The following is a 25,869-nucleotide window of genomic DNA, read 5'->3' as shown; positions in this document are numbered from 1 at the left end:
CCCTTCATCACAAGATGAGGGATGGAATCAAAGAGAATCTATCAAAACCAAGAGGTTTTTTGAACCCTCCATTTTCGATTTTACGGAAAGGTCTGTCTGTTTCCGTTGCCCGGCAGAATGTTTTCCATCGTGACATGGCTGGCCCTCCGGATATGACGTTGACAGAAGCATCTGGTTTCGCAGAGGCTTGTGAGATGGTCGACGCCTCCTCATCAGCCGGGCCATCTGAACAGGGCCCAACAGTCTACGCGTTTCCCGGCAAATCCTTGCTGAACCGCGAAGAGGCGGCCCGCTATCTCGGGATTACGCCACTTCGTCTGAGGTTGCTGGATATAGCGTGTTGTGGCCCGATTGCACTGTCTCCGGGGCGCTATCGCGTTGATGCGCTCGATCTTTACAGAAGCGAATTGTTTCTCAAGGCGGCTTTGCCAGTCGAGGAAGCATCACGCCGTGCCCTGCTGGCCCAGACAAGGATAGAAAGCGGTCATTTCGTGTCCGATCCGTTCATGGAGATGGCGACACAGCATGACCTGCGGGATGTGATGGCGTTTATCGGCGGACGCGTCGCCATTGTCGGAGGGCTGATCATTGTCGTTCTTTCGCACACGCCTCTATCCAGAATTCTGACTCATACGCTCAGATAAAAAGTGTCCGTTCCGCTCCAGCAGGCGAAAGTGTTGTTCCTTGCATTTGCATCACCTGTTTCTCCCAAAAGGTTTGAAAGGCTGAAGCAGACAAACTTTGGGGGCATAAAGGAACCTGACAGGATATCCGGATGTTGTCCTCATAACGACATATACAGAGGCAGATTGGTCCGAAGAGCAGTCTGTCCGGATTTTGGCCTGATTCCACGCGGATTTTGGTATGAAAACTTGGAACGATCATGAAGAATAAAACAGGTTTTGGCCGTCGTCTGTTCGGGCTGTCCATGCTGGGGACCGGATTGGCCGGTCTGATGAAGGGTGCTTTAGGAGAAACACCGAAAGCGCCACCACCCGCGCCGATACCGAAGGCGGCCTTGCCGAAAGTTTCTCCCGAAACAGCCGCTCGCAAAAACAGCGGAAATCCGCGCACATTATGTTATGTCGGCGGCTATACCCGGCCCGGTCCCGCCGATACGAACGCCAAGGGCATCACCCTTTTCGAAATGAATGAAGAGACGGGTGTGCTGACCCAGCTCGGGCAGATTACTCCCGCGGACAATCCTTCCTTTCTGGCTCTGTCTTCGGATCGCCGCTTCCTTTACGTCGTCAATGAAATCAGTGACTTCGGAGGACAGAAGAGCGGGTCAGCCACGGCCTATGCGATTGATCAGCGGACGGGTGTCATCACAAAACTGAATACGGTTGCAACGGGTGGTGCGGACCCTGCCTTTCTGAGCGTGCATCCGTCCGGACGTTATCTGCTGATCGCCAATTATACCGGAGGAAGCACCGCAGTCATTCGCATCCAGCCCGATGGAAGCCTCGGAGAACTGTCGGATCTCGTGCACAATACCGGTCCCAGAATGCCTGAACGGGCGAAAGACAATCCTCCCGGCAATTATGCGATCAGTGATCATTCCGCCTCTCACATGCATATGATTCAGGCTGACGTGGCCGGTCATTTCATTGTCGGGTGTGATGCCGGTCTGGATCGGGTTTATGTCTGGAAACTGGAACCGGACAAAGGTGTGTTGACACCTGCGGCAACGCCGTGGCTGACAATGGAGCCCGGCTCCGCGCCGCGTCATTTCTGCTTCAGCCCCAACGGCAAGGTGATCTATATTCTGGGTGAACAGGACTCACGGGTTGTTGTCGCCGATTATGATCAGGACACGGGGGCGATGTCCGTGCGTCAGACGGCATCGACCGTAACGGCAAAATTCCGCGGCAGCACGCTTGCCGCTGAAATTGGTCTGCATCCGAACGGTCGGTTTCTGTATGTCACCAATCGTCTTGGTGATTCTATCGCATGTTTTCGCGTCAGTGATGACGGTTCCATCGAGCTGTTTGACGAGATCTGGGAGCGCGCCAATTATGGACGCTCCTTTGCGTTTGACCCATCGGGGAAATTCCTTTTCGTTGCCAATCAGCGCAGTGATTCCATCACATCGTGGCGTGTGAATCCTGAGACGGGCGCTCTGGATTTCACATGGAACTTTACGCCGATAGGGACGCCAAGCGCCTTTGCGTTCCTTACGCTGGATCATGCCTGATTCAGGTAAGCGGTTTCTGAAACGGGTCTGTGAAAGCCCCCACGCCAGACATTCCGGCGTGGGGACTTTTATATTGCAAGGCGGCTTCTGCTCACAAAAACTATCTGAAAAAAATCGAGGTTTTTAAAAAGCTTCGGGAGTGTCTTCAGTAATGCGGGTCGTAGGCCTGTTTCTCAATCCATGCCCGTATGTCGGTTGGTCTGTCCACGCGCGCCATTCCCTTGTCAAAAATGAACTCCGCAAGACGCACAGCCGATGTTATGGAAACGTCGATGATGTCTGTCTGCGGAGGGAACAGCCGTCCACGCTCCAGCGCGATTTCGTCGACCTGATCCGTTAACGCTTTCGCCGCTTCAATAATCAGTTCGTCGGTGATGATCTCGGGGTGGGTTGCATAAACCGCGAGGCCAAGACCGGGGAAAATGTAGAAATTATTCGCCTGTCCCGGATAGAAAACCTTGCCGTCAAGTTCGACGTTGGGGAACTGGATGCCCCCTGCGAACAGCGCTCGTCCTTCCGACCAGATGTAGGCCTGTTCCGCCGTGCATTCCGCGTTTGTTTCTGGAAGCGACAGCGAGAAGATGATGGGACGTTCATTGAGTGTCGCCATCTCCTTGATGACGGCCTGATTGAAGGCGCCTCCACAGGTTGAGACGCCGATCAGGACCGTTGGCTGTGTGTTCCTGATTGTGGCGAGAAGATCCTGTGTCGGAGAGGCATCCTTGGCAAAGCGCTGCTGCTCGGGGAGCAGGTCTGTGCGGGATGTTTCCAGAAGCCCTTCCACATCCATCAGCGTGATGCGTTCACAGGCCTGCTCGTCGGTGAGTCCTTCCAGCTTCATGGCTGAAACCAGCATGTCGGCGGTGCCCAGACCGGATGACCCCGCGCCAAGAAACAGGTAGCGCTGCTCTGAGAGTTTTTCCTTCTTGACGCGAAGGGCGGTCACCAGACCGGCGAGCGTGACGGCAGCCGTTCCCTGAATGTCATCGTTGTAGCACAGAACCCTGTCACGATATTTGGCGAGGTAGCGCAGTGCATCGGTGCCTTTCCAGTCCTCGAAATGCAGACAGCAGCCCGGGAAGACCTCCTGCACGGCCTGCACAAATTCCTCGACAAATTCATCGAGTTCTTCAATCGGTGGTGGCTCGCGGCGTGCGCCCAGATAGAGCGGGTCTGCTCTCAGGGCTGCGTTGGTCGTGCCGATATCAAGCTGGATGGGGAGCAGGGAGCGCGGAGGAACGGAGCCGCAGACGGTGTAGAGTTGCAGCTTGCCGATGGGGATGCCCATGCCGTTCACACCGATGTCGCCGAGCCCGAGGATGCGTCCACCTGTCGTTACGCAGATCGTCCGAACATCGCTTTCGGGCCAGTTACGGAGCACTTCCGCGATGCGGCCTTTCATGTCGAGCGTGATGTACATGCCGCGGGGACGACGGTAGATGTGGCTGAACACCTTGCAGGCCCGGGCGAGGGTGGGGGCGTAGATGATCGGCACGAAACGGGCCGGGTCTGAGCGCAGAACCTTGTAGAAAAGCGTCTCGTTCCGGTCGACCAGCGAGTTCAGATAGATATAGCGCTCAAGATCGTCCGGCTTGAGCGCTATATGATGAAGCGAGCGCTCCATCTGCCTGTCCAGTGTTTCAACATGAGGCGGGATCAGCCCTTCAAGACCAAGGGTTCTGCGTTCCTCCAGTGTGAAGCCTGTGCCGTGGTTGACGTCGCCGTCATTGAGCAGCGCCATGCCGCGAAGCGAGGATTTCTGCGATGTCATGAATCAACACCTTTCTGTTCCAGTCATTGTCCCGGATTGCCTCTGTCCACAATGCTGGATTTTTTCGGTATTGTCCAAAAACCGGATTTGTCCGGATTCGTAGGATTCTCTTTGGGTTTTCCGGGGGATTCTATTCTGGAGTGGCGATGGAGTGTTCAGTATACTGAACACTCATCCTGTTTCTCAGCGGACCCGGCGTCGGTTCACCAGTTCCGTGACAACCCCGTGCAGTGTTCTCAGTTCCTGTTCGGTCACTTCGCCACGCGTGAAGAAATGGCGCAGATTACGGACCATCCCCGGGCGTTTCTGCTCGTTGCGGAGGAAGCCGCAGTCATCGAGCTCCCGAAACAGATGACTCATGAAGTTCTCAAGCTCGCCTTTGGTGGCGACATGGGTTTCATTGGTCATCAGCTCGCGGGGCGGCGTGCCGTCCTCTGTCAGCCACCACTCATAGGCCATGATCATCACGGCCTGCGCCAGATTCAGGGACATGAACGCTGGATTGAGAGGATAGCGGATCAGCGCGTCCGCCCGAGCCATGTCCTCATTGTCGAGGCCAGCGCGTTCCGGGCCGAACATCAGCCCGACCTTCAGGCCGCGATTGGTCGCTTCCCGCAGCTCGATCGCGCCACCGCGTGCCGTCAGCAGCGGCTTGACGATATGGCGGGGGCGCGGGCAGGTCGCATAGACGTGATGCAGATCGGCGATGGCGTCATCGACCGTTTCGAACACTTCCGCCGCATCGAGAATACGGTCCGCGCCGGAGGCGGCACGCCATGCTCGTTCTTGTGGCCATCCGTCACGCGGGGCGACAATACGCATATGAAACAGACCGCCATTGGCCATGGCGCGCGCGGTCGTGCCGATATTCTCCGCCATCTGCGGGCGCACGAGAATGACAACAGGGCTGTTACCGATCGGTTCGATGTCGGCGCCGCCGTCACGCCCGGTCATGCGCGCCTCCATGTGGTTCCACCGGGACCATCTTCAAGCACGACACCCTTGTCGGTCAGTTCCTTGCGGATGGCGTCGGCACGGGCGAAGTCCTTCGCCTTGCGGGCCGCCAGACGTTCGGCGATCAGGGCTTCGATCTCCGCTTCGGGTGGACCGTCACCAGCCTCGCCCCGGAACCATGCGGCAGGCTCCTGCATGAACAGGCCGATCATGCGACCCGCTGCCAGCAGGTCAGCAGCGGCATCCCGGTCGCCAGCGAGGGCTGCCGTCGCCATGGCGTGCAGTTCGGCTACGGCTTTCGGAGTGTTCAGGTCGTCGCACAGGGCGGCAAGGAAAGGAGCCGGAATGTCACGATCTTCCACATCCAGCGGCCATGCGCCTTCCAGCGCCCGATAGAACCGGTCCAGCGTACGCTTAGCCTCATCCAGCCCAGCCCATGTAAAGTTCAGAACCGAGCGATACTGTGCGCCCATCAGCAAGAGACGCAGCGCTTCGACTGGGCCTTTGGCCAGCACGTCACGGATGGTCAAGAAGTTGCCCAGTGACTTGGACATCTTCTCGCCATCGACCAGCAGCATGGCGTTGTGCACCCAGTAATCCGCGAAACGACTGCCGGGAAAGCAGCACAGGCTCTGGGCGCGTTCGTTTTCGTGGTGCGGAAAGAGCAGATCGCTGCCGCCGCCGTGAATGTCGAAGCTGTCGCCGAGATAGCGATGCGACATAGCCGAGCATTCGATGTGCCAACCCGGTCGGCCGCGTCCCCACGGAGAGGGCCAACCGGGCTGGGTCGGCGTGGAGGGTTTCCACAGCACGAAGTCGCCCGGGTCGCGCTTGTAGGGAGCGACCTCGACACGAGCGCCCGCGACCAGATCTTCCGGATCACGCCCTGAAAGCGCGCCGTAGGACGGGAAGGACGCGACGGCGAACAGGACGTGGCCTTCCGCCTCATAGGCGTGATCAAGTTCGATCAGACGGGCGATCATCGCCACCATCTGTTCGATATTATGCGTGGCCCGGGGCTCGATGTCAGGCGGCAACATGTTCATCGCTGCGAGATCGGCATGGAACTCGGCGGTGGTGCGGGCGGTCAGAGAGGCGATATCTTCGTTGTTCTGTGCGGCTCGGGCGGTGATCTTGTCGTCAACGTCGGTGATGTTGCGGACGAACGTCACACGCGGATAGAGCTTTCTCAGCAGCCGGGTGAGGATATCCGCTGTCAGCATGGCCCGCAGATTGCCGACATGCGGGAGATCGTAGACCGTCGGTCCGCAGTAATAGACCTTCACATGCTCCGGATCGAGTGGCTCGAACGGTACAGTCGCACGGCGCTGGCTGTCGTGGAGCTGAAGTTTGGTCATCGTGATAGGTCTCTGTCGTCCTGAAACTGTCAAACGCGCGCATGATTGCGCGACCCCGACGCAGGCTTTTGTCCTCTTCGTTCGTGTTGAAGGGAGTCAACCGGCGGATCGTTTCGCGTGGATGCCTTTTCGCGCGCCGGAAGGCAACACCCAAGACATATCAGCTTTCAGGGGGTGTGTCGGGGACGCAGCCAGTCATTGAGTGGAGATGAGGTTGACTGACCGCTCTGGACCCAGACTGGGTCGTAAAAAGGCCAGCCCTGTCTCCATGCTGCGACACTTATGACAGGACTGACCTCCGGTTTGACTAAAGGACACTGACTAACATTATCCTAATATCACTCCTTCACCTTTATCGGGAGAAAATCAGGCAGGATTTTGTTATTTTGGAACAGTATTTGTGTTTTATGCTGCGGCAGTAGCATTCTGGTGATGACAATACGGTGATGTGACAGCCCAGCAGGATGTCGCATTTTTCCTTCCCCGGCATCGGACGTGAACAAAAATGTTCCTGCGTTTGTCATTGTCGTCAGAATTTCATAAGTTGGACATTCTTGTGAATTCTGGCGGTGCCTTGATGACGACTGCTGCAAACGACACGTCCGCTCCTGTTTTTCAGTTCAATGAAGGGACACTTCCTGCGGATGTCCCCGGCATGTGGGAAGATCAGAGCGTCAATATCCTCAGGATCAGGGGAGATGAGGCGCAGGCGTCGAGTCTTGTCATTTCACGCGAACTTCTCCCGGTCGGCGTTGGTCTCGCGGATTATGTCGAGAGCGAGATCGCCCGTCTGAAGGAACATCTGAAGGACTTTGAACTGAAGGCCCGTTTGCCTGTGGACTGGGCGGACGGTCATGGCGAGGCCCTTCTGACACGCTGGACATCCGAGGAAGGCAGTATGGATCAGGTTACGGCCTGTCGTCTGGTGGATGACAGGAGGATACTGATCTTTACCGCGACCCATGCCTCACCGATGCCGAGTGGAACATACCGGACAGTTATGGGGATCATCAGCGGTTTCCGCCCGCGTTTTCCTGCTTCGGGTCACTGAGAGATGCCTGCGGCGGTCCGTGTGGATGACCCGATTGGTCACAGTCACGCGCTTGGTGGTTTTCTGGCGGGCGCTGCTGTTGGTCTGGCGGCTGCTGCCGGGATAGCGATTGCAACCGGCGCCATTGTCGGGGCGGTAGCGACGAGTGCCGTTACTGCGGGTCTTGCGGCTCCGCTGGCCATAGGCATTGCTGCGACGGCGACAGAGCTGGTTGTGAACGTGGTGGCTGGTGGCTACGCCGTTGAGAAAGCTCAGGAGATTGGCGAGAGTCTCGGGGGTGGCATGACCTTGCCGACGGGAACGGTCGCCGAGGGGTCTTCGAATGTTTACATCAATGGCAGGCGGGCGGCGTTTGTCACAAAGAAAGTGCTGTGTTCGAAACCGGGTCATCAGCCGGGTGACATGATTGCCGAGGGGGCCTCGGCAGTCTTTATCAACGGCCAGCCTGCCGCTCGTGTGGGGGATAAGGTTGTCTGTGGCGGGGTGATTATTTCTGGTTCGTCGAATGTTTTTATCGGCTCACCGACGAAGTCTGTGCTGAAGGTGAATCCTGAGGTTCCCGGATGGGCGAGAACGGCAGTTTTCGTAGCGTCTCTGGTGCCTGCGGGTGCTAGCCTTCTCAGGGCGGTGAGACCCGCATTGAAGGCGCTTTCAGAGAAAGGGCTGGTTGGGAGTCTGAAGGCGGGGGTTAAATCGCTTGAAAAAACAAAAGAGGGATATAAAATTTCTAAATTGGATAGAGAAAAAATAAATAATGGAGAGCCTCTGTATCGTGGAGACACCAGAGATGTTAATTTTATTCATGAAAATGGATTTAAATCCAGAGGTGGGACAGTAAGTCTTGAAGATTATGTTGAAAATAATACATCTAGTATTTTCATCAGTACATCAAAATCTAAATATGTGTCTGAGAAATTTGCTAATCAAGGTATGGATGGAGGATATGTTCATGTGATTGAGCCTGAAGGATTGAGGGGCGTGGACGTAAACGCTGTATATAAAGGGAATACTTTTTTTGATGAGCAAGAGGTTTCTGTAATTAATCAAATTCCGAAAGAAAATATCATTGGATCGTATCGTGTAAACCCAAATGGGAGTATAGGTTCTATGATTTTTAATCCTAATTATAAGGGAGGAATTGAATGAGTGTTATGATAAAAAAAAACAGCTCCAAAAAACGATGGATTGATTAAAGAAGCAAAAAAAAATCCAGGTGGATATGTTAGTGATATCGATTGGCAATACCCTGAAAATCAAGAAATTCCTAGAGAGGCTATTCGAGGAAGCTGGAAGGTAGATTTAGATGGGAAATTGACCGATCATTATTATTTAAATAATAATTATAGAAAAATAGAAGAGGTTGAAAAAATCCTTCCAAAGTACATGATTGAAGCTGCCCGTCACTTTAAAAATATATGGGTTGCAGAAATTTCTTCGGATGCAGAGGATTTGTATCCAGAAATTCCCGAGGAAAAAATAATTGGTTGGTGGTATGTTGATATAAATGGAAACATAACAAAAAAATTTAGAAGAAATTCAAGATGCGATTAAATTTTGTTGAAAAAATATGTACGAGTTTTCATGCATTGGGGGGTATCGAAGAGCCGTTTATTGAAGTTGTTGATGTCTGATTTTGGGAGTGGCGAGTGAGATTGATGGTTTTATTCGGCGTCGTTTACCAATTTTATGAATAAGATAGAGCTTATTGTAATCAATCCCTACTATGCAACTTTGCTGATCCACTCGCAGTGTCTGCCCAGATAATTCAGGCGGTATGGCAGAAGAGGCTTCCGTTTTTCGGACAGGACGATCATCTGTAATCTAACCTGAGAGCGGGCGGGTTTATGAGCAAAGTTACGCGGAAACGGTATTTGGGTGAGTTGAAGTCGTGTGTCGCACTGAAAGCGGTTCGGGGTGAGCAGATGCTGGCGGAACTGGTGCCGAAGCACAGCGCGCATAAGACGATGATCGCGCAATGGAAGCGTCATGCCATCAATGGGCATGACGAGCCGCTTTTCTGGCAAGACAGCATCGAAAGCGACAGTCAGCCTGGTCGACGTGGAAAAGCTGGGTGCGAAGATCGGCCAATTTCTGGTAAAATGTGATTTTTTGCGTGATGGCCTCTGTTCGGTTAGGTGTGATCAGAGGCGGCAAGTGATCGACCCGAAACGGCCTCGGCTTTCAGCCGTATTGCAATGTACGTTGCTGCAACCCAACCGATGATCGGGCGTCTACTACCCGCCTGTGTCAGAGAGCTACGGCGTGTCGTCAGTTATCCTCTGAGTGTTGTACTTTCCGGCGTCCTGCGCTGACTGTTTTCCTGATTTTGGGGAGACAGACGGATGCGTCGCTACGGTTTGTGTGATGACCAGTGGGAGCGAATAAAAGATTTTCTCCCCGGTCGGGAAGGTCATGTCGGCGGCACGGCTGCGGAGATCTATGATGAACAGCAGCGATCACATGCCGAATATGCTTACGACAAGTGGGCCGCCTCCCTTCTGCAGGAAATCGTCCATCGTTTTACGCCTATTCTGACAGCCATGAAGCGTTGGCGTCCCTACATTTTCCATTACTTCGAGCATCCCTACACGAACGCTTACGTCGAAAGCCTGAACGGGTTGATCGGAGAGATGCAGCGGCTTGGGCGTGGCTACACTTTCGACATTCTCCGCGCCAAGGCGCTGCTGAAGTTCGGACCGCCAAGACGAGCCGGAGAGGTACGCCATTACAAGTTCTGCTTCTTTCCCGGACGCCCTAACCCCTTTGGCGTCAATGGTGAGGTGCTGGATTACGGGGGCGGGATCGACGACTTGGTCGAGGTCTTACACCAAGGGAAATTCTAACCCATCAACCCCATATGCCGGATAGCCAAAAAAAGACCGCTTACGCGGCGGAGCAGGATCGCTCCGACACGCGACGCCTTGTGGGACAGGATCGGCACACTGATCGATCAGGTCACTCCTACAGAATGCGCAAACTTCTTTACAGCTGCTGGATATGAGCCAGATTGAGAGGAAAACGCTTTAGGGGATGCCTGCAGCAGTGCTTCCGATATGACCCTCACGACTTGGAAGAAGGTTTTTTATCCGCTCCCACTGATCGTCACGCAAACCATAGCGCCCCATCTGTCTGTTTCCCCAAGAAACGGGACAGCAGCGGTGCAGGAAGCAAGAAAGTACAACCCCCATGCGCAACTCAGAAATTAACTGATGACACGCTGTAGGATTATGTATAAAAACAAATCCTTATATTTCTTTCTGTTTCAGAAAAAATTATAGTAAATGTTTTCCTGTGCATTGCAGAAAAACAAGGTTTTGATATCTCAGGCTTTGAGAATGGATGCGTGACGTCTAAGGGGGACTCATTACTGAATGCCCCAAAGTGATAAAAGTATAAAAATGATGATGCAGAGAAAATAGTTTCAATATATCGCGTTCAAAGCTCTCATTTCTTCAGGATATCGGCAAGGGGGGCAAGATAACTTGGCAGCTTCACTCTGAGCGGCATCAGATAGACGGAACCTCCATCCGCCCGCACACTACGAATGGCCTTTCGGGCAAATGCAATATTCTCCTCAAGAGTGGGAGCAAAATCATGCGGAAAGACAATATGGTTTGTCGTTTCCCAGTAGGATCGCGATTTTGGGCCGATAACGGGCGAGAAACCCCAGAAAACAGTTTCGTCGCGCAGCCATTCCCGACAGAGATCGAGCATCCTCATATCGAAAAGAGGCTGGGTAAAGAAACCGCAGGCCCCGGCGTCCCGTTTGCGCGCCAGCTCTTCCAGTTCCTGATAAGGAGCACGTCGGTAGGGGTCAAAGGCAGCGTAGATTTTCAGATGCGGCGCTTCACGCTGATAGCGTCGGATGATGGAATCAGAGGAGTTGGGGAATACGCGGCGGCTGAGATCCGCTGGCGGATCGCCTTTGATGATAAGGATTTCCGTCAGATCGGGGCGGTCCAGACCGGGAAGAGGTCCCTTGGGATCAATATCAATGGCCCGGATATGCGGAATCGCGGAATTGAATCTGTCCCGGACCATGTCGGCGGCATCCCAACTACGAAGCGAAAAGCGCTGAATATCGGGAATGTTGATTGTATCGACGAAAGGCAGGCACGAGCGCAGTTCCTGCACCTCCCGTTCGAGAGTCTCCGCGTCCCGGGGGACCAGTTCAATGGAAACGCGACTCATTTCGGGAGCCATTCATAAAAGCTGTTCATATGAGGAGCTTTAGACCAGTTTGGGCTCGAAGGGAATCAATCGGCACCTGTCCGGCCTGAAATCACGTTGGGGTGGCGCCTCGCCAGTTTCCTTCCGGACGTGCCTTGTAGGCCATATCCGCATCATTGAAGGCTTCAGTAACGGCGGAATAGGGCCGAAACAGCAGGCCGCTTGCCGTGGGTAAAACGCCCTGATCGATAGACTGCTTCGCCAGCCAGCGCATTGTCGCCATTGTGGTGACACCCGGCCCTGTCTCGACCCACACATTCTCAAACTGGTGCGTGCGGACAAAACGGGAGACGTTGTCGAACATGAGCGTCAGAATGGCGTGTATCAGCGGATTTCTTGGTGTTGCAATGATGAAGCCATTGTTGATGCACCAGGGGCGACCGATGGCATATGTCAGCATGCAGTTGAAAGTCGCTCCGGCGGCAATGCGTGCCAGAGGAGCATGAGCGGTGGTGTCAACGTCGACATAGATTCCGCCGTGCTCGTAAAGGTCGCACAGACGCCAGAAATCAGAGCGCATTGTGGCGTGAAAGCAGGCGTCGAACAGACGTGCCTTTTCTTTTCCGTAATGCTGCTGAATGAAGGCTCTGGCCGTCTCATCACAGACCAGATGATGCGTGAAGCCCGGATTATGGGCCTGCATGGTGTCGACAGCGTGCCTCACCTCTTCCGGTAGAGTGGGCGAATGCCAGTACTGGGCGATACGGTGTGGAATGCCTTCCGGCAGAATGTTGCCGTGAGCTGGTTTTACCTGAGGTAGCCAGCCGCTCTCGATGCCGGATGCCAGCAGTCCGAAGCACGGCATTTTTTCACCACGATAGACAGCGGAGAGTTCTGGCGGAGCATCAGGGGGCAGGGACATTCGTTTGCGGATTTCATCTTTCTTGCAGAACGTTCACTATAGGTCTTCCATGAAGATTGAAAAGCTCTGAGGACCGAATGGGGCCGCAGTTCCACAAGACGTGTTCTGTCATCAACTCGCGTCTAAAGAGCCTCCACGGTCAGAAGCCGTATCGCTGTTGACGGACCGGAATCGTGAGTATTCCGGCGGAGGCGTGGGACTGGGCGGCTTCCGGCGCGTATCGACGTCTTTTGATTGTGGCGCCGCCGATTGTGATACGACGCGTAAATTTGTTAAGAATGCGCCTGTCAACCTGCCACAAAGAAAGAGAGCTGGCATCATGAGCAAGATCATTCGCACCGAACCGAACCAGATTCTGTCTAAAGCCGTCGAATATCATGGCTTTGTCTTTACGCAGGGAATGGTCGCCCGTGACCTGACGAAAGACGCCAAAGGCCAGACGCAGGATATCCTTGAGCAGCTTGATGCGCTTCTGGAAGAGCACGGCACGGACAAGACCCGCATCCTGCAGGCCCAGATCTGGCTGAAGGATATCAATGACCGCACCGCGCTGAACGAGATCTGGAGCGCATGGCTCCCGGAGAATGGCGCACCGGCCCGCGCCTGTGTTCAGGCGGTGATGGCTGACCCGCAGATGCTTGTTGAGATCATGCTGGTCACGACGAAATAATGCATCCCTCCCGTCTGCCGGTTTTGTGCAGGCGGGAGATTTCTCTGCCGTATTTTGGATAATTCCTTTTATTCTGGCCCGGTCAGTGAAGAGAGTTGCAGCGCCTCTCAGGATCTGAAGTTTTTCAGTCCCGCCGCATGTTCCTGCAAACAGAATCATCATCTTATCCGTTTGGTTGTCTTCAGCGGCCTGAGAATGACAGGCGCTGCCAATGTCGTTCGTTTCGAATACGATAAAAATTTTCACCATGTCGTCTTTATTCAAGTTTCACGTCTGATCCTGACCAGCGACCGCTGAGTGCGGGGCGCATGCTCGCTTCATAAACCTGTTGTGATGCGGGACGGATATGGAACGATTTTCTGCTCTTTCCCTGGCCAGAAAGGCTCTCGGTGGCCATCTGGGCTGGAAGCCGCAATGGCGCTCCGTCGAGCAGCCAAAGAAGGCTTATGATATTGTCATTGTTGGCGGTGGCGGCCACGGGCTTGGCGCGGCCTATTACCTCGCCAAACAGCATGGGCTGCGTAACATCGCCGTGATCGAGCGTGGCTGGCTGGCGGGCGGTAATACCGCGCGAAACACCACTATCATCCGTTCGAACTACCTGTTCGACGAAAGTTCGTCCTATTACGAGCACTCGCTGAAACTGTGGGAAAATCTCTCGCAGGAACTGAACTATAACGTCATGTTCAGTCAACGTGGATGCCTGATGGTCGCTCACACCGTGCATGACGTGCAGGTGTTCAAGCGCCACGTTCATGCCAATCGTCTGAACGGAATCGACAATGAGTGGCTGTCGCCCGAAGAGGCGAAAGAGTTCTGCCCGCCGCTGAATATTTCTTCCAATATTCGTTATCCCGTGCTGGGTGGCGCGCTTCAGCGTCGTGCAGGCACGGCCCGTCACGATGCCGTGGCGTGGGGCTTTGCGCGCGCCGCCAGCGACATGGGCGTCGATATCATCGAGAATTGCGAAGTGACCGGCATCAATCGAGGACCGGACGGCGCTGTCACTGGTGTCGAAACGACAAAAGGCACGATTGGCGCGAAGAAGATCGGCGTTTCCGCTGCCGGACACAGTTCCGTTGTCATGGCGATGGCGGGCATCCGCGTGCCGTTGCAGAGCAACCCGCTTCAGGCGCTTGTGTCCGAGCCGGTGAAGCCTGCGTTCCCGACCATCGTCATGTCCAACACCATCCACGCCTATATCAGCCAGTCCGACAAGGGGGAGATGGTGATCGGCGCGGGCACGGACTCCTATGTGTCCTATACCCAGCGCGGCGGGTTGCATATTCCGGCCGAAACGCTGGCGGCAATCTGCGAATTGTTCCCGATGTTCCGCCGCCTGCGCATGATGCGTTCGTGGGGCGGCATCACGGACAACACCCCCGACCGTTCACCGATCACGGCGAAGACCTCGGTACCGGGGCTTTACGTCAACTGTGGCTGGGGAACGGGCGGCTTCAAGGCGACGCCGGGTGCGGCCAACCTTCTGGCCTGGACCATCGCGAAGGACGAGCCGCATCCGATCAACGCGCCTTTCACCATCGAGCGTTTCCGTGACGGTGTGATGATCGACGAAGCGGCGGCGGCGGCGGTGGCGCACTGAGATGGTGTGTCGCCCCATGCTTCAGGAATCATCGCCGATAACGGCACAGGTTTTCACATCTGGTCTGCTCCGAGGAGCGAGTGCATCATGCTGCTGATCCGCTGCCCGTATTGCGGGGAACGAGCCGAAGTCGAGTTTTCAAACGGGGGCGAGGCTCATATCGACCGCCCGCAGGACCCCATGAGCCTGACCGATGAGGAATGGGCTCAGTTTCTCTACATGCGCGACAACCCGAAAGGGCTGATCGCCGAGCGTTGGCGTCATGCTCACGGCTGTAACCGTTTCTTCAACGCCATCCGCGACACGCGGACGGATCGTTTCGTTGTCACTTATGAAATCGGACAGCCCCGTCCGGAGGTCACTCCGGAACAGGCTGCGGAGGCTGCACGATGAGCCGCTTGTCCCGCGCTTCTGCGCGCGTTCCTGGTCGCGGCCGCGTCAATTCGCGTCGCCCGGTGCGCTTCACGTTTGATGGCCGGAGCTTCGAAGGGTTTGAGGGCGATACGCTCGCTTCCGCCCTGCTGGCGAACGGCGTTCACCTGATGGGCCGGTCCTTTAAATATCACCGTCCACGCGGTCCGATTTCCGCCGGCTCCGATGAGCCGAACGCCATTGTCGCGGTCGGTTCGGGGCCTGCCTTGCAGACGCCGAACCTCGTCGCCACGCAGGTCGAGATTTATGACGGTCTGAAGGCGCAGAGCCAGAACCGTTTCCCCTGTCTCCAGTTCGACATGGGTGCGGTGAACAATCTGGCCTCGCCACTGCTGCCATCGGGCTTCTACTACAAAACCTTTATGTGGCCGCGTAATTTCTGGACCAAAGTCTATGAGCCGGTTATCCGCCGCTCCGCCGGTCTGGGTGTCGCTCCGACCGAGCCTGATCCGGATCACTATGCCTTCCAGTATACGTTCTGTGATGTGCTGGTGGCGGGCGGCGGCGCATCCGGTCTGGCTGCGGCTCTTGCTGCGGCGAAAGCCGGTGCGGAAGTTATGCTGGCTGACGAGACGGCGGAATTCGGTGGCAGCCTGCTGTTCGATCGCACGTCCCGTATCGACGGTCTGCCTGCATCCGAATGGGTCGAGCGCACGGTTGCCGCACTGAAGACCATGCCGAACGTGAGGCTGTTCACCCGCACCACGGTCTTCAACTACGGCCCGCACAACATGGTCGCGCTCAACCAGCGCATGACCGACCATCTGAGCGCACCGAACCCGGCTACGCCGCGCGAGCGTCTGTGGCAGGTGCGCGCGAAACAGGTGGTCATTGCGTCTGGTGCGATCGAGCGTCCGCTGGTGTTTGAAGGCAATGACCGTCCGGGCGTCATGCTCGCCAGCGCGGCCCAGACCTATCTCAACCGGTATGGCGTCGCCTGCGGTCGCAAGGCTGTCATCGCCACGGCGGACGACAGCGCCTATCGCGTGGCGCTCGACCTGCTTGAGGCGGGTGTGAAAATCGCTGCCATCGCCGATATCCGTCCGAAGCCGGATTCCGAACTGCTCCGCAAGGCGAGGGCGGCTGGCATCCCGGTTCTGGTCAACAGCACGGTCCAGCGCGCGCACGGTTCGCAGCGTATTCACAGTGTCGAGCTCGCGCCGGTTCTTCCGGGTGGCGATGTAGGCGAGGGTAAGAACTACAGTTGCGACCTGCTGCTCATGGCGGGTGGCTGGACACCGAGCCTGCACCTGTTCTCCCAGTCCAAGGGCAAGGTGATCTACAGCCCGGAACTCGATGTCTATCTGCCCGGCGAGTCCACGCAGGAAGAGCGCTCAGTCGGTTCATGCCGCGGCATCTACGACCTTGGCGAAGTGCTGGCCGATGGCCTGAAATCCGGAGCGGCTGCCGCGAAAGATGCTGGCTGTGACGGCGAAGTCGAACTTCCATTGTGGGAAGTGACCAGCGACGCCATCGGTCGTGGTGGCTTCACCGGTGCGCTGCCCCGTCGCGGTAAGGGCCTGATGGCCATGGCGTTCGTCGATTACCAGAACGACGTGACGGCCAAGGACGTCAAGCTCGCTGTGCGTGAGGGCTTCCAGTCGATCGAACATATCAAGCGTTACACCACGACCGGTATGGCGACGGATCAGGGCAAGACCTCGAACCTGAATGCGCTCGGCATTGCCTCCCATGCGCTGGGACGCCCGAAACAGCAGATTGGTCTGACCACGTTCCGTGCGCCTTATACGCCGGTGACATTCGGTGCGTTCAGCGGGCACGAGCGGGGTAATGAGTTCGATCCGGACCGTCGCACGCCGATCGACCCGTGGGCCCGCAGCAAGGGCGCGGTCTTCGAGGATGTCAGTCTCTGGCGTCGCGCCCGCTACTTCCCGCAGCCGGGCGAGGACATGGATGCCGCCGTGGCCCGTGAATGTCTCGCTGTCCGCAAGAGTGTTGGCATTTTCGATGCCTCCACACTGGGCAAGATCGAGGTTGTCGGACCTGACGCCGCCGAGTTCATGAACCGGATGTATGTCAACGCCTGGACCAAGCTGGGCGTCGGCAAGTGCCGCTATGGTCTGATGTGCCGTGAAAACGGCTTCGTTTATGACGACGGCGTGGTCGGACGCATCGCGCAGGACCGCTTCCACGTCACCACCACGACAGGCGGTGCGGCAGGTGTCCTGAACATGATGGAGGATTATCTCCAGACCGAATGGCAGGACCTTGATGTCTGGCTGACCTCCACTTCGGAAGAATGGTCCGTCATTGCGGTGCAGGGTCCGAAAGCGCGTGAGGTTCTCGCGCCGTTGGTGGACGGTCTTGATATCTCGCACGAGACCATGCCGCATATGAGCGTCGTGGAAGGCAGCATCGGCGGAATTCCGATGCGTCTGTTCCGTGTCAGCTTCTCCGGTGAACTCGGCTTCGAGGTGAATGTGCCGCCGAGCCGGGCGCGGGAAGTGTGGGAGCGCATCTGGGAGGCGGGCAAACCCTACGGCATGACGCCTTACGGCACGGAGACGATGCACGTTCTGCGCGCCGAAAAAGGTTACATCATCGTCGGTCAGGAAACCGACGGCACGGCGACGCCGGATGATGCAGGCTGTGGCTGGGCGGTCAGCAAGCTGAAAAAGGACTTTGTCGGCAAGCGCTCGCTGGCGCTTCCGGCGATGCAGGACCCGGACCGTTACCAGCTTGTCGGCCTCTACACGCAGGCGCCGCAGGAAGTGCTGGAAGAGGGCGCGCAGCTTGTCGCAAACCCGAACGAGGTCATCCCGATGAAAAAGATCGGACATGTCACCTCGTCCTATCACAGCGCAACGCTGGGTCGGTCCATCGCGCTCGCCATGATTTCCGGTGGCCGCGCCCGTATGGGCGAAACACTCTATGTGCCGATGGAAGACAAGGTGATCCCGGTCACCGTCACCAGCCCGGTGTTCTATGACGCGGAAGGAGCCCGCCTCAATGTCTGACGCACTTGCCCCCAACACCCTTTCCGTCTCTCGCGCCGGGTTCACGGCCACACCACTCAAAGGGGGGCGTCGTTTCGCCCTTCAGGGGCGGAAGGCCATGCTGGAAGGCGTGGCCGGAGCTTTCGGTCTCGCTGGCACTCCGGACATGCTGCAAAGCGCTGTCGTCGGTGACTGCACGCTGTTGCGTCTTGCGCCGCAGGAGTTGTTCATCATCACGGGCGATGCCGGATTGCCTGAGGCCGTGACCGGCTATCTCGCCAGCGTGCCACACAGTCTGGTTGAGGTTTCCGAGCGTCAGATCGGCTGGACTCTGGAAGGTGAAAAGCTGCGCGACACGCTGGCGGCGTTGAGTCCGCTTGACCTGCGCGAACGGTCCTTCCCGGTTGGGATGGTCACGCGCACGCTGTTCGGCAAAGCTGACGGTATGGTCTGGCGCACGGCTGAAAACACGTTTCATCTGGAAGTCTGGCGGTCCTTCGGACCGTACATGTCCGCCATGATGGATGCGGCGGCGCTCGACGCAGTCTGGTAAGGGCGTTATTGAGCGCTTTTCCGTCCATTTCGGAAAAATGCTCGATTTCAATAATGTTTATAAAAACCGCTCTTCCCACCCGTTCCGGTTGGGAAGAGCAGGGCGTCTTCGCCAGTTTGAGTGGGCACATTTAAGCTGATGGAGATGCTTCGGGGCGGCGGCCTGACGGTATCGCGCAGGAATGGCCCGCAAGGCGCTTTCAGTGTGAGTCCTGTGTGGACTGCGTAAAGGGATATCGGAAAGCTCGCCATGATCAGTGTATTTGAAATCTTCAAGATCGGCATTGGTCCTTCCTCTTCCCATACAGTTGGTCCCATGAAAGCTGCCGCGGAGTTCGTCACCGAACTGGCCGTGCTTGCAGCTGATGCAGTCCATCCGCTGCACGTCCGGGTCACGCTTTATGGCTCTCTGGCATGGACCGGAGTAGGGCATGCCACCGACCGCGCCGTTATTCTCGGTCTGGGTGGACTGCATCCCGACATGGTTGATCCTGATGAGGCCGAGACCATTCTTGTGCGTGCTCGTGAGACGCACGAGCTTGGTCCGCGTGGTTGTATTTTCACGTTCGATCCTGACAAAGACATTATCTTTGACAAGGACACCATACCGCCGGTTCATCCCAACACACTCCAGTTCCTTGCTACGGACGGGGATGGAAAGGCCGTTCTGATCCGTCGTTACTGCTCTATCGGCGGTGGTTTTGTCGTGCCGGAGGATAAAAACGCGGAGGCTGTGCCGCAGAGCGTCAATGTGCCGTTCGATTTTCGTAGCGGCACGCAGCTTCTCTCCTGCGCGCGGCGCAGCGGTCTCAGTATCCCCGAGATTGTGCTGGCCAACGAAAGCGCCCTGCGTCCTGTAGAAGAAGTGCTGGCCTATGTGGATCGTATCATCGACGTAATGATGGCGTGTGTGGACCGTGGCATGAGGACGGAAGGCGTGCTGCCCGGTCGTCTGGGGGTGCAGCGACGTGCGCCAGCCATCCGTGACCGGTTGGAGGCGGACCGGTTTCGTAATGTCCGCACGGCCCATGAGATCATGGATTGGGTCAGCCTGTTCGCCATTGCGGTGAATGAGGAGAATGCGGCGGGTGGGCGCATTGTGACGGCCCCGACCAATGGCGCGGCGGGCGTCGTTCCTGCGGTGCTCAGGTATTATCGTGATTACAGTGCAGGTGCATCGCGGGCCGGTGAGCGTGATTTCCTTCTGACGGCTGTCGCCATCGGCGGTCTGTTCAAGCGAAACGCCTCGATTTCCGGGGCCGAGGTGGGGTGTCAGGGGGAGGTAGGCGTTGCCTGTTCCATGGCGGCGGCGGGTCTGTCCGCTGCTCTGGGGGCGGGAGCGGCGCAAGTCGAGAACGCGGCGGAGATCGGGATGGAGCATCATCTCGGCATGACCTGTGACCCGGTGGGTGGTCTGGTGCAGATCCCATGCATCGAGCGTAACGCGTTCGGCGCGATCAAGGCGATCAACGCCGCCTCGCTGGCCATGCGGGGAGATGGTTCCCATCATGTCTCTCTCGATGACGTGATCAAGACAATGTACGAGACCGGAAAAGACATGAGCAGTCGCTACAAGGAGACCTCTCTGGGGGGGCTGGCAGTCCGTTTCCCAGAGTGCTGACGGTTTATGATTATTGCCTTGATATAAGACGATAAAATTCGAAAACCTTCATAAGAAAAGCACGGAGCTTTTTTAGAGTTGGACAGGTCGGCGTTAAAGTCGTTACGATATAAAAATATGTCGTAATTGGGAAATTAAAATTCTCCGGAAACAGCATACTGGGTGTGTCGAACCAGAGTCGGGTCGGGAAGGAAACGTCATCATGTCCGGTCACACAGAAGAAATGCTCAGAACACTCCTTGCCCGACGCAAGCCGGGCTTTGCCCTTGAGGCGCCGTTTTACACGGATGCGGGCATCTTTGACGAAGATATGAAGTTTATCTTCGGTCAGCACTGGATTTATGTCGGCGTCGAACCGGATGTTGCCGAGCCCGGCGACGCGATGATCGTCAATATCGGAAAATCTTCTGTCATTATCACGCGTGACGATGATGACGCCATTCGGGCGTTTCATAATGTCTGCCGTCATCGTGGCGCAAGAATGATCCCTGAAGGCAAGACGATGATCGGCAACATCGTCTGTCCGTACCACTCATGGACCTACGGCATCGATGGTGCGCTGAAATTTGCCGAGCATATGGGGGAGGATTTCGATCCCAAATGCCGTGGCCTCAAAAAGGTGGCGGTGCGTTCCGTCGGCGGGCTGATCTTTATCTGTCTGGCTGAAAATCCGCCGGAAGATATCGAGGACATGGCCCGTATCATGGAGCCGTACCTTGCGCCGCATGATATCAGGAATACCCGGGTGGCCTTTGAGTCCGATCTCATCGAGAAGGGAAACTGGAAACTCACGCTGGAAAATAACCGCGAGTGTTATCACTGCGGACCGAACCATCCTGAACTGACCATTCCGCTTTTCGCCTATGGCTTCGGCTACGCACCCGGAACGCTCGATGAGGACAGTCAGCGTGACGCGCAGCGCTATGCGGAACTGGCCACCACATGTCACGCACGCTGGGAAGGAGAGGGGCTTCCTTCCCGCGAGGTCGAGCATCTTGATGACAGAATCACCGGTTTCCGGACCGAGCGTCTGCCGATCGACCGCTCGGGTGAAAGCCAGACGATGGATACCAAGGCGGCCTGTCGTGTTCCATTGGGAGATCTGAAGGACAAGGCGATCGGCGGTCTGTCTTTCTGGACGCAGCCCAATTCGTGGCATCACTTCATGGGAGACCACATCGTCACCTTCGCGGTGTTCCCGCTGGATGCCGATACGACACTGGTGCGTACGAAATGGCTTGTTCACAAGGACGCAGTTGAAGGTGTCGATTATGACCTGCAACGTCTTACGGAAGTGTGGCAGGCGACGAACCAGCAGGATGCGGATCTCGTCGAGATTTCCCAGCAGGGGGCGACGGACCCCGCCTTCGAAGCAGGTCCTTACTCTCCCTACACTGAGGGGCTGGTTGAGAAATTCGCCTCCTGGTACATCGGTCGCATGAAGGCGGTTCTGGCATGACGACAAAAGGCGTGCTTGCGGAACTGGGTGGTTTGACTTCCGCCCCTTTGTGGGATTCGGAACGGGACGAGATTCTCGTCTGCCGTCAGGTCATCAATGAAACGCACGATGTGAAGACATTCGTGTTCTCCGCTCCACAAGCGCGTCGGTTTTCCTATCAGCCCGGTCAGTTCATGACGTTTTCTCTCCCATGTGGTCCATCGGGAGAGGAAATAAACCGGAGCTATACACTGTCTTCCGCGCCGACCCGTCCGGATCGCGTGTCGATCACTGTGAAACGGGTAACGAACGGGCCGGTCTCGAACTGGCTGCACGACACGTTGCTGCCGGGGATGGAAGTGAAAGTGGTCGGTCCGGCGGGAGAATTTACCTGCGCTGACAGCTCGTCGAAAAAATTTCTGTTTCTGTCAGGAGGAAGTGGCATCACGCCGATGATGTCCATGTCCCGTACGCTGATGGATCTCGGTGGTGAGGCGGATGTGGTTTTTCTCCACAGCGCCCGCAGTCCGGACGATCTGATTTTCGCACGGGAACTGGCGCTGATGGAGCAGCGCTGGTCCGGTTTCCGCGCCGCCACGGTCTGTGAGAGCGACACGCCTGCCGGTCGCTGGCAGGGATTGCGGGGGCGGCTCGTCGCTTCGATGCTGCCTCTTGTCACGCCGGATTTTCTGGATCGTGAAGTCTATGTCTGTGGTCCGGCGCCCTATATGGCGGCAGTCCGGGCGCTGCTGGCTGATAGCGGTTTCGACATGACCCGGCATCATGAAGAAAGTTTCGATTTCACCACACTGATGCAGGGCGAACTTGAGGAAGCTTTCGCCGCACCGGAGCCCGGCGAGACGACCTACAAGGTCAACTTCACGAAAAGCCGTCGCGAGATTGAATGCGGAGCGGACACCAACATTCTCTCCGCCGCACGTGCCGAAGGGATGCGTGTTCCGGCATCCTGCGGAAAAGGGCTGTGTGGCACCTGCAAGTGCAAACTGGTGTCCGGCACGGTTGAGATGAAGCACGAGGGCGGTATCCGGCAGCGTGAGGTTGATATGGGTATGATCCTGATCTGCTGTTCAAAGCCCACCAGTGACGTGGTGATTGAACGCTGACGATGCCTGCTGCGCCTGATCTCAGCAATTTTCAGCATTTCGCTTTCCTGACCCTGTCAGGCTATTCGATGATTGCTGTGAGCAACGCCATCGAAGCGTTGCGGATGGCGAACAGGCTGGCGGGTGAGGATGTCTATACCTGGTCGGTTCTGTCGCTGGATGGAGAAAGCGTTCTGTCCAGCAATGGTCTTTCGCTTTCACCGACACAGTCGGCGAAAACCTCGACCTCTTTCGATGTTGTCTTTGTCTGTGGCGGCGTGGATGTGCGTGCGGCGACAAGTCCGGCGTTGCTGACCTGGCTGAGGCAGAAGGCCCGACAGGGTGTCCCGCTTGGTGCGCTCTGCACGGGCACGTTCGCACTGGCGGAAGCGGGGCTTCTCCGGGGATATCGTTGCGCCGTGCACTGGGAAAATCTGTCTTCAATCCGGGAGGAGTTCCCTGAAATTGACATTGTTGACGATTTTTTCGTCATTGATCGCAACCGTCTGACCTGCACGGGTGGTCTCGCGCCGCTCGACATGATGCTGAAGATCATCGCGTCCCGTTACGGGACATCGCGTGTCAATGAAATCTCCACGCAGTTTCTTCTCGAACGCGGACGTTCGGGAGACGAGAGGCAGCCTGTCCCGGTGCCTCCCGGAACGCCGGAAGCGATGGCGCGGGCGCTCAGTCTTATCGAGCGTGAAAGTGACAGGCCGTTGCGGATCGAGGAAATAGCAGGGGCGGCGCATCTGTCCGTACGACAGCTTGAGCGCGTTTTCCGGCGTCATGCCGGTGTCACCCCGGCTGCCTATCTCGTTGGCGTGCGTCTGGAACGTGCCCGTCGTCTGCTTCGCCAGACGACGATGTCGGTCACCGATATCGGAACCGCCTGCGGCTTTGTGTCCAGTTCGCATTTCAGTTCAGCCTATCGCAGCCGCTTCGGCTGCCCGCCCCGTGATGAACGGCGGCGTAAAAATGGCGCCCTACAGCAGACTTCAATCATGGATGTGCCCGCATGAGCTCTGACATCGAAGCCCTGTTCAAGCCACTGCGGATCAGAAACATGGTGATCCGCAACCGTGTGATGAGCACGAGCCATGCGCCGGGCTATGGCAAGGACGGCAAGCCGCAGGAGCGCTATCAGCTCTATCACGCCGAGAAGGCGAAGGGCGGGATCGGACTGACCATGTTCGGTGGCTCGTCCTCGGTCGAGCATGACAGCCCGGCGACGCCATGGAATCAGGTTTCCGTTGTCGATGACAGCGTGATTCCGTTTTTTCAGCAGTTCTCGGACCGTGTGCATGGGCATGGCGCGAAACTGATGATCCAGATCACCCACATGGGACGGCGCACACGCTGGGATACCGATGCATGGCTGCCGGTCATCGGTCCGTCTCCGCGCCGGGAACCGGCGTCACGCTCCATGCCAAAGGAAATGGAGATCGAGGATATCCGCCGTGTGGTCAGGGCTTTTGCAGACGCGGCTGTGCGCTGCAAGAAAGGCGGACTGGACGGGCTGGAAATCTCCGGCGCGCATGGTCATCTGCTCGACCAGTTCTGGAGCCCGTCCGCCAATGATCGCGTTGACGAGTATGGTGGCTCGCTTGAAAACCGTATGCGGTTTGGCGTCGAGGTGCTTACGGCCATCCGTGAGGCGGTGGGCGAGGATTTTGTCGTCGGCATGCGGATGTCCGGCAACGAGATGCTGCAAAATGGCCTGTCACAGCAGGATTGTCTGACAATCGCGACCGATTACGCGTCGCGCGGACTGGTGGATTTCGTGAACGTCATCGGTGGGCAGGCCCGTGACGAGATGTCGCACGCCGTCAGCCTGCCGAATATGTCTTTTCCTGTCGCACCGTTTCTGCATCTTGCCAGCGCTATCAAGCGTGAAGCCGATGTGCCGGTGTTTCACGCCCAGCGCATCATGGATGTGGCGACGGCAGCCCGCGCCATCGCGGAAGGCCATGTCGATATGGTCGCCATGACCCGTGCCCATATCGCGGACCCGCATATCGTGAACAAGCTGGCGGCAGGGCGTGCGGACGATATCCGCCAGTGCGTCGGGGCCGGATACTGTATCGACCGGATCTATGTCGGTGGTGACGCGCTCTGCCTGCAAAACGCCGCGACGGGGCGTGAAGCGACCATGCCTCACGACGTTCAGCCGACGATGGGCGCGAAGCACAGGATCGCCATTATCGGTGGTGGTGTGGCGGGACTGGAAGCCGCTCGCGTCTGCGCTTTGCGCGGTCACAGTGTCGTGCTGTTCGAACGTGAGAACGAGACTGGCGGGCAGGTCAATCTTGCCGCGAAAGCGACATGGCGCGAGGCGCTGACCGGGATCGTGCGCTGGCTGGATGCGCAGGTTCGCAAACTCGGTGTTGATGTAAGGACAGGCACTGAGGCCACCGCCGAAATGGTGCGTCTGGAAAAGCCGGATATCGTCATTGTCGCTACCGGCGGTAGCGCATGGCGGGGTGATCTGGAAGGCAGTGATCTGGTCCACACCACGGCGGATGTGCTCTCCGGCGCCGTCAATCCTTCCGGCAGTGTTCTGCTGTTTGACGAAATGGGCCAACATAATGCGTCATCGGTTGCAGAAGTCATGGCGACACGTGGCTGTCTCGTGGAAATGGCGACGCATGACCGTTTGATCGCGCAGGATGTCGGCACGACCAATCAGCCGATCCATCTGCGGGAGATGTACAAACTCGGCGTCGTCATGTCGCCGAACATGGAACTGCGTGAGGTTTCGCGTGAAGGTAACCGTCTGGTCGCCGTTCTGCGCAACACCATGACGGACACGGAAGAAGAGCGGCTTGTCGATCATGTCATTGTCGAATGCGGCACTCTCCCGCGCGACGCGCTCTACATGGAACTGAAGGAAGGCTCCGCCAACCACGGGCAGACGGATCTGCCGACACTTTTGCAGGGCCAGACACAACCCGCTGTCGAGGGACTGAAAAGCGGGGAATACGCGCTGTTCCGTATCGGTGACGCCGTGGCCGGGCGTAACATTCATGCGGCGCTCTACGACGCGCTCCGTCTCTGCAAGGATTTCTGA

The 25,869-nt window shown here is 57.0% G+C and carries 21 protein-coding genes and 2 pseudogenes; 18 read left to right on the top strand and 5 right to left on the bottom strand.

Annotation, left to right across the window (positions count from 1 at the left end):
• Positions 1–152 precede the first annotated feature (152 nt).
• Both LKE90_RS07385 and LKE90_RS07380 read left to right on the top strand, forming a co-directional pair.
• Complete coding sequence (locus tag LKE90_RS07385; RefSeq protein WP_291492207.1) at positions 153–644, top strand: hypothetical protein; 492 nt, start codon at positions 153–155, stop codon at positions 642–644.
• Positions 645–883: 239 nt separating this feature from the next.
• Entirely contained in the window at positions 884–2,197 is a 1,314-nt protein-coding gene (locus LKE90_RS07380) for a lactonase family protein (RefSeq protein ID WP_291492208.1), read from the top strand.
• 145 nt (positions 2,198–2,342) lie between these two features.
• On the opposite strand, the gene LKE90_RS07375 is transcribed toward LKE90_RS07380, so the two are convergent.
• From LKE90_RS07375 to cysS, 3 genes are all read right to left on the bottom strand, one after another.
• The gene (locus LKE90_RS07375; protein ID WP_291492210.1) at positions 2,343–3,968 is read right to left on the bottom strand and encodes an NAD-dependent malic enzyme; all 1,626 of its coding nucleotides are present in this window, start codon (positions 3,966–3,968) and stop codon (positions 2,343–2,345) included.
• A gap of 183 nt (positions 3,969–4,151) precedes the next feature.
• Positions 4,152–4,922, bottom strand: a complete 771-nt coding sequence (locus tag LKE90_RS07370) for an RNA methyltransferase (protein ID WP_291492212.1) — start codon at positions 4,920–4,922, stop codon at positions 4,152–4,154.
• Positions 4,919–6,280 (bottom strand): cysteine--tRNA ligase, encoded by a 1,362-nt coding sequence (gene cysS / locus LKE90_RS07365; RefSeq protein ID WP_291492214.1) that lies wholly within the window; start codon positions 6,278–6,280, stop codon positions 4,919–4,921. The genes LKE90_RS07370 and cysS overlap by 4 nt, the downstream gene beginning before the upstream one ends.
• 577 nt (positions 6,281–6,857) lie before the next feature.
• Between cysS and LKE90_RS07360 the strand changes: the two genes are divergently transcribed.
• From LKE90_RS07360 to LKE90_RS07335, 6 genes and pseudogenes are all read left to right on the top strand, one after another.
• Positions 6,858–7,331 (top strand): DcrB-related protein, encoded by a 474-nt coding sequence (locus LKE90_RS07360; RefSeq protein ID WP_291492216.1) that lies wholly within the window; start codon positions 6,858–6,860, stop codon positions 7,329–7,331.
• 21 nt (positions 7,332–7,352) lie between these two features.
• Positions 7,353–8,477, top strand: coding sequence for a PAAR domain-containing protein (locus tag LKE90_RS07355; RefSeq protein ID WP_291492218.1), 1,125 nt, complete (start codon positions 7,353–7,355; stop codon positions 8,475–8,477).
• A gap of 39 nt (positions 8,478–8,516) precedes the next feature.
• Positions 8,517–8,882, top strand: a complete 366-nt coding sequence (locus LKE90_RS07350; protein WP_291501397.1) for a hypothetical protein — start codon at positions 8,517–8,519, stop codon at positions 8,880–8,882.
• Between the two features lie 293 nt (positions 8,883–9,175).
• Positions 9,176–9,551 (top strand): annotated as a pseudogene (locus LKE90_RS07345) (IS3 family transposase); the annotation flags it as partial.
• Between the two features lie 122 nt (positions 9,552–9,673).
• A pseudogene (locus LKE90_RS07340) lies at positions 9,674–9,766 on the top strand (IS5/IS1182 family transposase); the annotation flags it as partial.
• A complete protein-coding gene (locus tag LKE90_RS07335; RefSeq protein WP_291492380.1) occupies positions 9,767–10,174 on the top strand; it encodes a transposase in 408 nt (135 codons plus the stop codon).
• Positions 10,175–10,775: 601 nt separating this feature from the next.
• Here LKE90_RS07335 and LKE90_RS07330 read toward each other — a convergent pair.
• Together LKE90_RS07330 and LKE90_RS07325 are read right to left on the bottom strand one after the other, a co-directional pair.
• On the bottom strand, positions 10,776–11,522 hold the full coding sequence (locus tag LKE90_RS07330; protein ID WP_291492222.1) for a methylenetetrahydrofolate reductase: 747 nt from the start codon (positions 11,520–11,522) through the stop codon (positions 10,776–10,778).
• 91 nt (positions 11,523–11,613) lie between these two features.
• Positions 11,614–12,423: a glycosyltransferase family 32 protein gene (locus LKE90_RS07325; RefSeq protein ID WP_291492224.1), complete on the bottom strand. Its 810-nt coding sequence runs from the start codon at positions 12,421–12,423 to the stop codon at positions 11,614–11,616.
• Between the two features lie 319 nt (positions 12,424–12,742).
• Between LKE90_RS07325 and LKE90_RS07320 the strand changes: the two genes are divergently transcribed.
• The 10 genes from LKE90_RS07320 (at position 12,743) to LKE90_RS07275 (ending at position 25,869) form a co-directional block, all read left to right on the top strand.
• Positions 12,743–13,093: a RidA family protein gene (locus LKE90_RS07320; RefSeq protein ID WP_291492226.1), complete on the top strand. Its 351-nt coding sequence runs from the start codon at positions 12,743–12,745 to the stop codon at positions 13,091–13,093.
• Between the two features lie 346 nt (positions 13,094–13,439).
• A complete protein-coding gene (locus LKE90_RS07315; protein WP_291492228.1) occupies positions 13,440–14,696 on the top strand; it encodes a sarcosine oxidase subunit beta family protein in 1,257 nt (418 codons plus the stop codon).
• A gap of 87 nt (positions 14,697–14,783) precedes the next feature.
• On the top strand, positions 14,784–15,089 hold the full coding sequence (locus tag LKE90_RS07310) for a sarcosine oxidase subunit delta (protein WP_291492382.1): 306 nt from the start codon (positions 14,784–14,786) through the stop codon (positions 15,087–15,089).
• Positions 15,086–18,106, top strand: coding sequence for a sarcosine oxidase subunit alpha (locus LKE90_RS07305; RefSeq protein WP_291492230.1), 3,021 nt, complete (start codon positions 15,086–15,088; stop codon positions 18,104–18,106). The genes LKE90_RS07310 and LKE90_RS07305 overlap by 4 nt, the downstream gene beginning before the upstream one ends.
• The gene (locus LKE90_RS07300; RefSeq protein WP_291492233.1) at positions 18,099–18,638 is read left to right on the top strand and encodes a sarcosine oxidase subunit gamma; all 540 of its coding nucleotides are present in this window, start codon (positions 18,099–18,101) and stop codon (positions 18,636–18,638) included. Before LKE90_RS07305 ends, LKE90_RS07300 begins: the two co-directional genes overlap by 8 nt.
• Positions 18,639–18,887: 249 nt before the next feature.
• A complete protein-coding gene (locus LKE90_RS07295; RefSeq protein ID WP_291492235.1) occupies positions 18,888–20,258 on the top strand; it encodes an L-serine ammonia-lyase in 1,371 nt (456 codons plus the stop codon).
• Between the two features lie 202 nt (positions 20,259–20,460).
• Positions 20,461–21,717, top strand: coding sequence for an aromatic ring-hydroxylating oxygenase subunit alpha (locus tag LKE90_RS07290; protein WP_291492236.1), 1,257 nt, complete (start codon positions 20,461–20,463; stop codon positions 21,715–21,717).
• A complete protein-coding gene (locus tag LKE90_RS07285) occupies positions 21,714–22,820 on the top strand; it encodes a hybrid-cluster NAD(P)-dependent oxidoreductase (protein ID WP_291492238.1) in 1,107 nt (368 codons plus the stop codon). Before LKE90_RS07290 ends, LKE90_RS07285 begins: the two co-directional genes overlap by 4 nt.
• A 2-nt stretch (positions 22,821–22,822) precedes the next feature.
• Positions 22,823–23,821, top strand: a complete 999-nt coding sequence (locus LKE90_RS07280; protein ID WP_291492240.1) for a GlxA family transcriptional regulator — start codon at positions 22,823–22,825, stop codon at positions 23,819–23,821.
• Entirely contained in the window at positions 23,818–25,869 is a 2,052-nt protein-coding gene (locus LKE90_RS07275; protein ID WP_291492242.1) for an NADH:flavin oxidoreductase, read from the top strand. The genes LKE90_RS07280 and LKE90_RS07275 overlap by 4 nt, the downstream gene beginning before the upstream one ends.

The organism is Acetobacter sp. (assembly GCF_022483985.1).
Taxonomy (GTDB): domain Bacteria; phylum Pseudomonadota; class Alphaproteobacteria; order Acetobacterales; family Acetobacteraceae; genus Acetobacter.
This window is presented reverse-complemented; position numbering and strand designations above follow the sequence as displayed.

Coding starts and splice junctions, on each gene's coding strand:
- LKE90_RS07360 (WP_291492216.1), top strand. CDS start 6,858: ATGACGACTGCTGCAAACGACACGTCCGCTCCTGTTTTTCAGTTCAAT.
- LKE90_RS07295 (WP_291492235.1), top strand. CDS start 18,888: ATGATCAGTGTATTTGAAATCTTCAAGATCGGCATTGGTCCTTCCTCT.
- LKE90_RS07280 (WP_291492240.1), top strand. CDS start 22,823: ATGCCTGCTGCGCCTGATCTCAGCAATTTTCAGCATTTCGCTTTCCTG.
- LKE90_RS07310 (WP_291492382.1), top strand. CDS start 14,784: ATGCTGCTGATCCGCTGCCCGTATTGCGGGGAACGAGCCGAAGTCGAG.
- LKE90_RS07290 (WP_291492236.1), top strand. CDS start 20,461: ATGTCCGGTCACACAGAAGAAATGCTCAGAACACTCCTTGCCCGACGC.
- LKE90_RS07285 (WP_291492238.1), top strand. CDS start 21,714: ATGACGACAAAAGGCGTGCTTGCGGAACTGGGTGGTTTGACTTCCGCC.
- LKE90_RS07370 (WP_291492212.1), bottom strand. CDS start 4,922: ATGACCGGGCGTGACGGCGGCGCCGACATCGAACCGATCGGTAACAGC.
- LKE90_RS07325 (WP_291492224.1), bottom strand. CDS start 12,423: ATGTCCCTGCCCCCTGATGCTCCGCCAGAACTCTCCGCTGTCTATCGT.
- cysS (WP_291492214.1), bottom strand. CDS start 6,280: ATGACCAAACTTCAGCTCCACGACAGCCAGCGCCGTGCGACTGTACCG.
- LKE90_RS07385 (WP_291492207.1), top strand. CDS start 153: ATGACGTTGACAGAAGCATCTGGTTTCGCAGAGGCTTGTGAGATGGTC.
- LKE90_RS07275 (WP_291492242.1), top strand. CDS start 23,818: ATGAGCTCTGACATCGAAGCCCTGTTCAAGCCACTGCGGATCAGAAAC.
- LKE90_RS07380 (WP_291492208.1), top strand. CDS start 884: ATGAAGAATAAAACAGGTTTTGGCCGTCGTCTGTTCGGGCTGTCCATG.
- LKE90_RS07300 (WP_291492233.1), top strand. CDS start 18,099: ATGTCTGACGCACTTGCCCCCAACACCCTTTCCGTCTCTCGCGCCGGG.
- LKE90_RS07320 (WP_291492226.1), top strand. CDS start 12,743: ATGAGCAAGATCATTCGCACCGAACCGAACCAGATTCTGTCTAAAGCC.
- LKE90_RS07330 (WP_291492222.1), bottom strand. CDS start 11,522: ATGAGTCGCGTTTCCATTGAACTGGTCCCCCGGGACGCGGAGACTCTC.
- LKE90_RS07375 (WP_291492210.1), bottom strand. CDS start 3,968: ATGACATCGCAGAAATCCTCGCTTCGCGGCATGGCGCTGCTCAATGAC.
- LKE90_RS07305 (WP_291492230.1), top strand. CDS start 15,086: ATGAGCCGCTTGTCCCGCGCTTCTGCGCGCGTTCCTGGTCGCGGCCGC.
- LKE90_RS07315 (WP_291492228.1), top strand. CDS start 13,440: ATGGAACGATTTTCTGCTCTTTCCCTGGCCAGAAAGGCTCTCGGTGGC.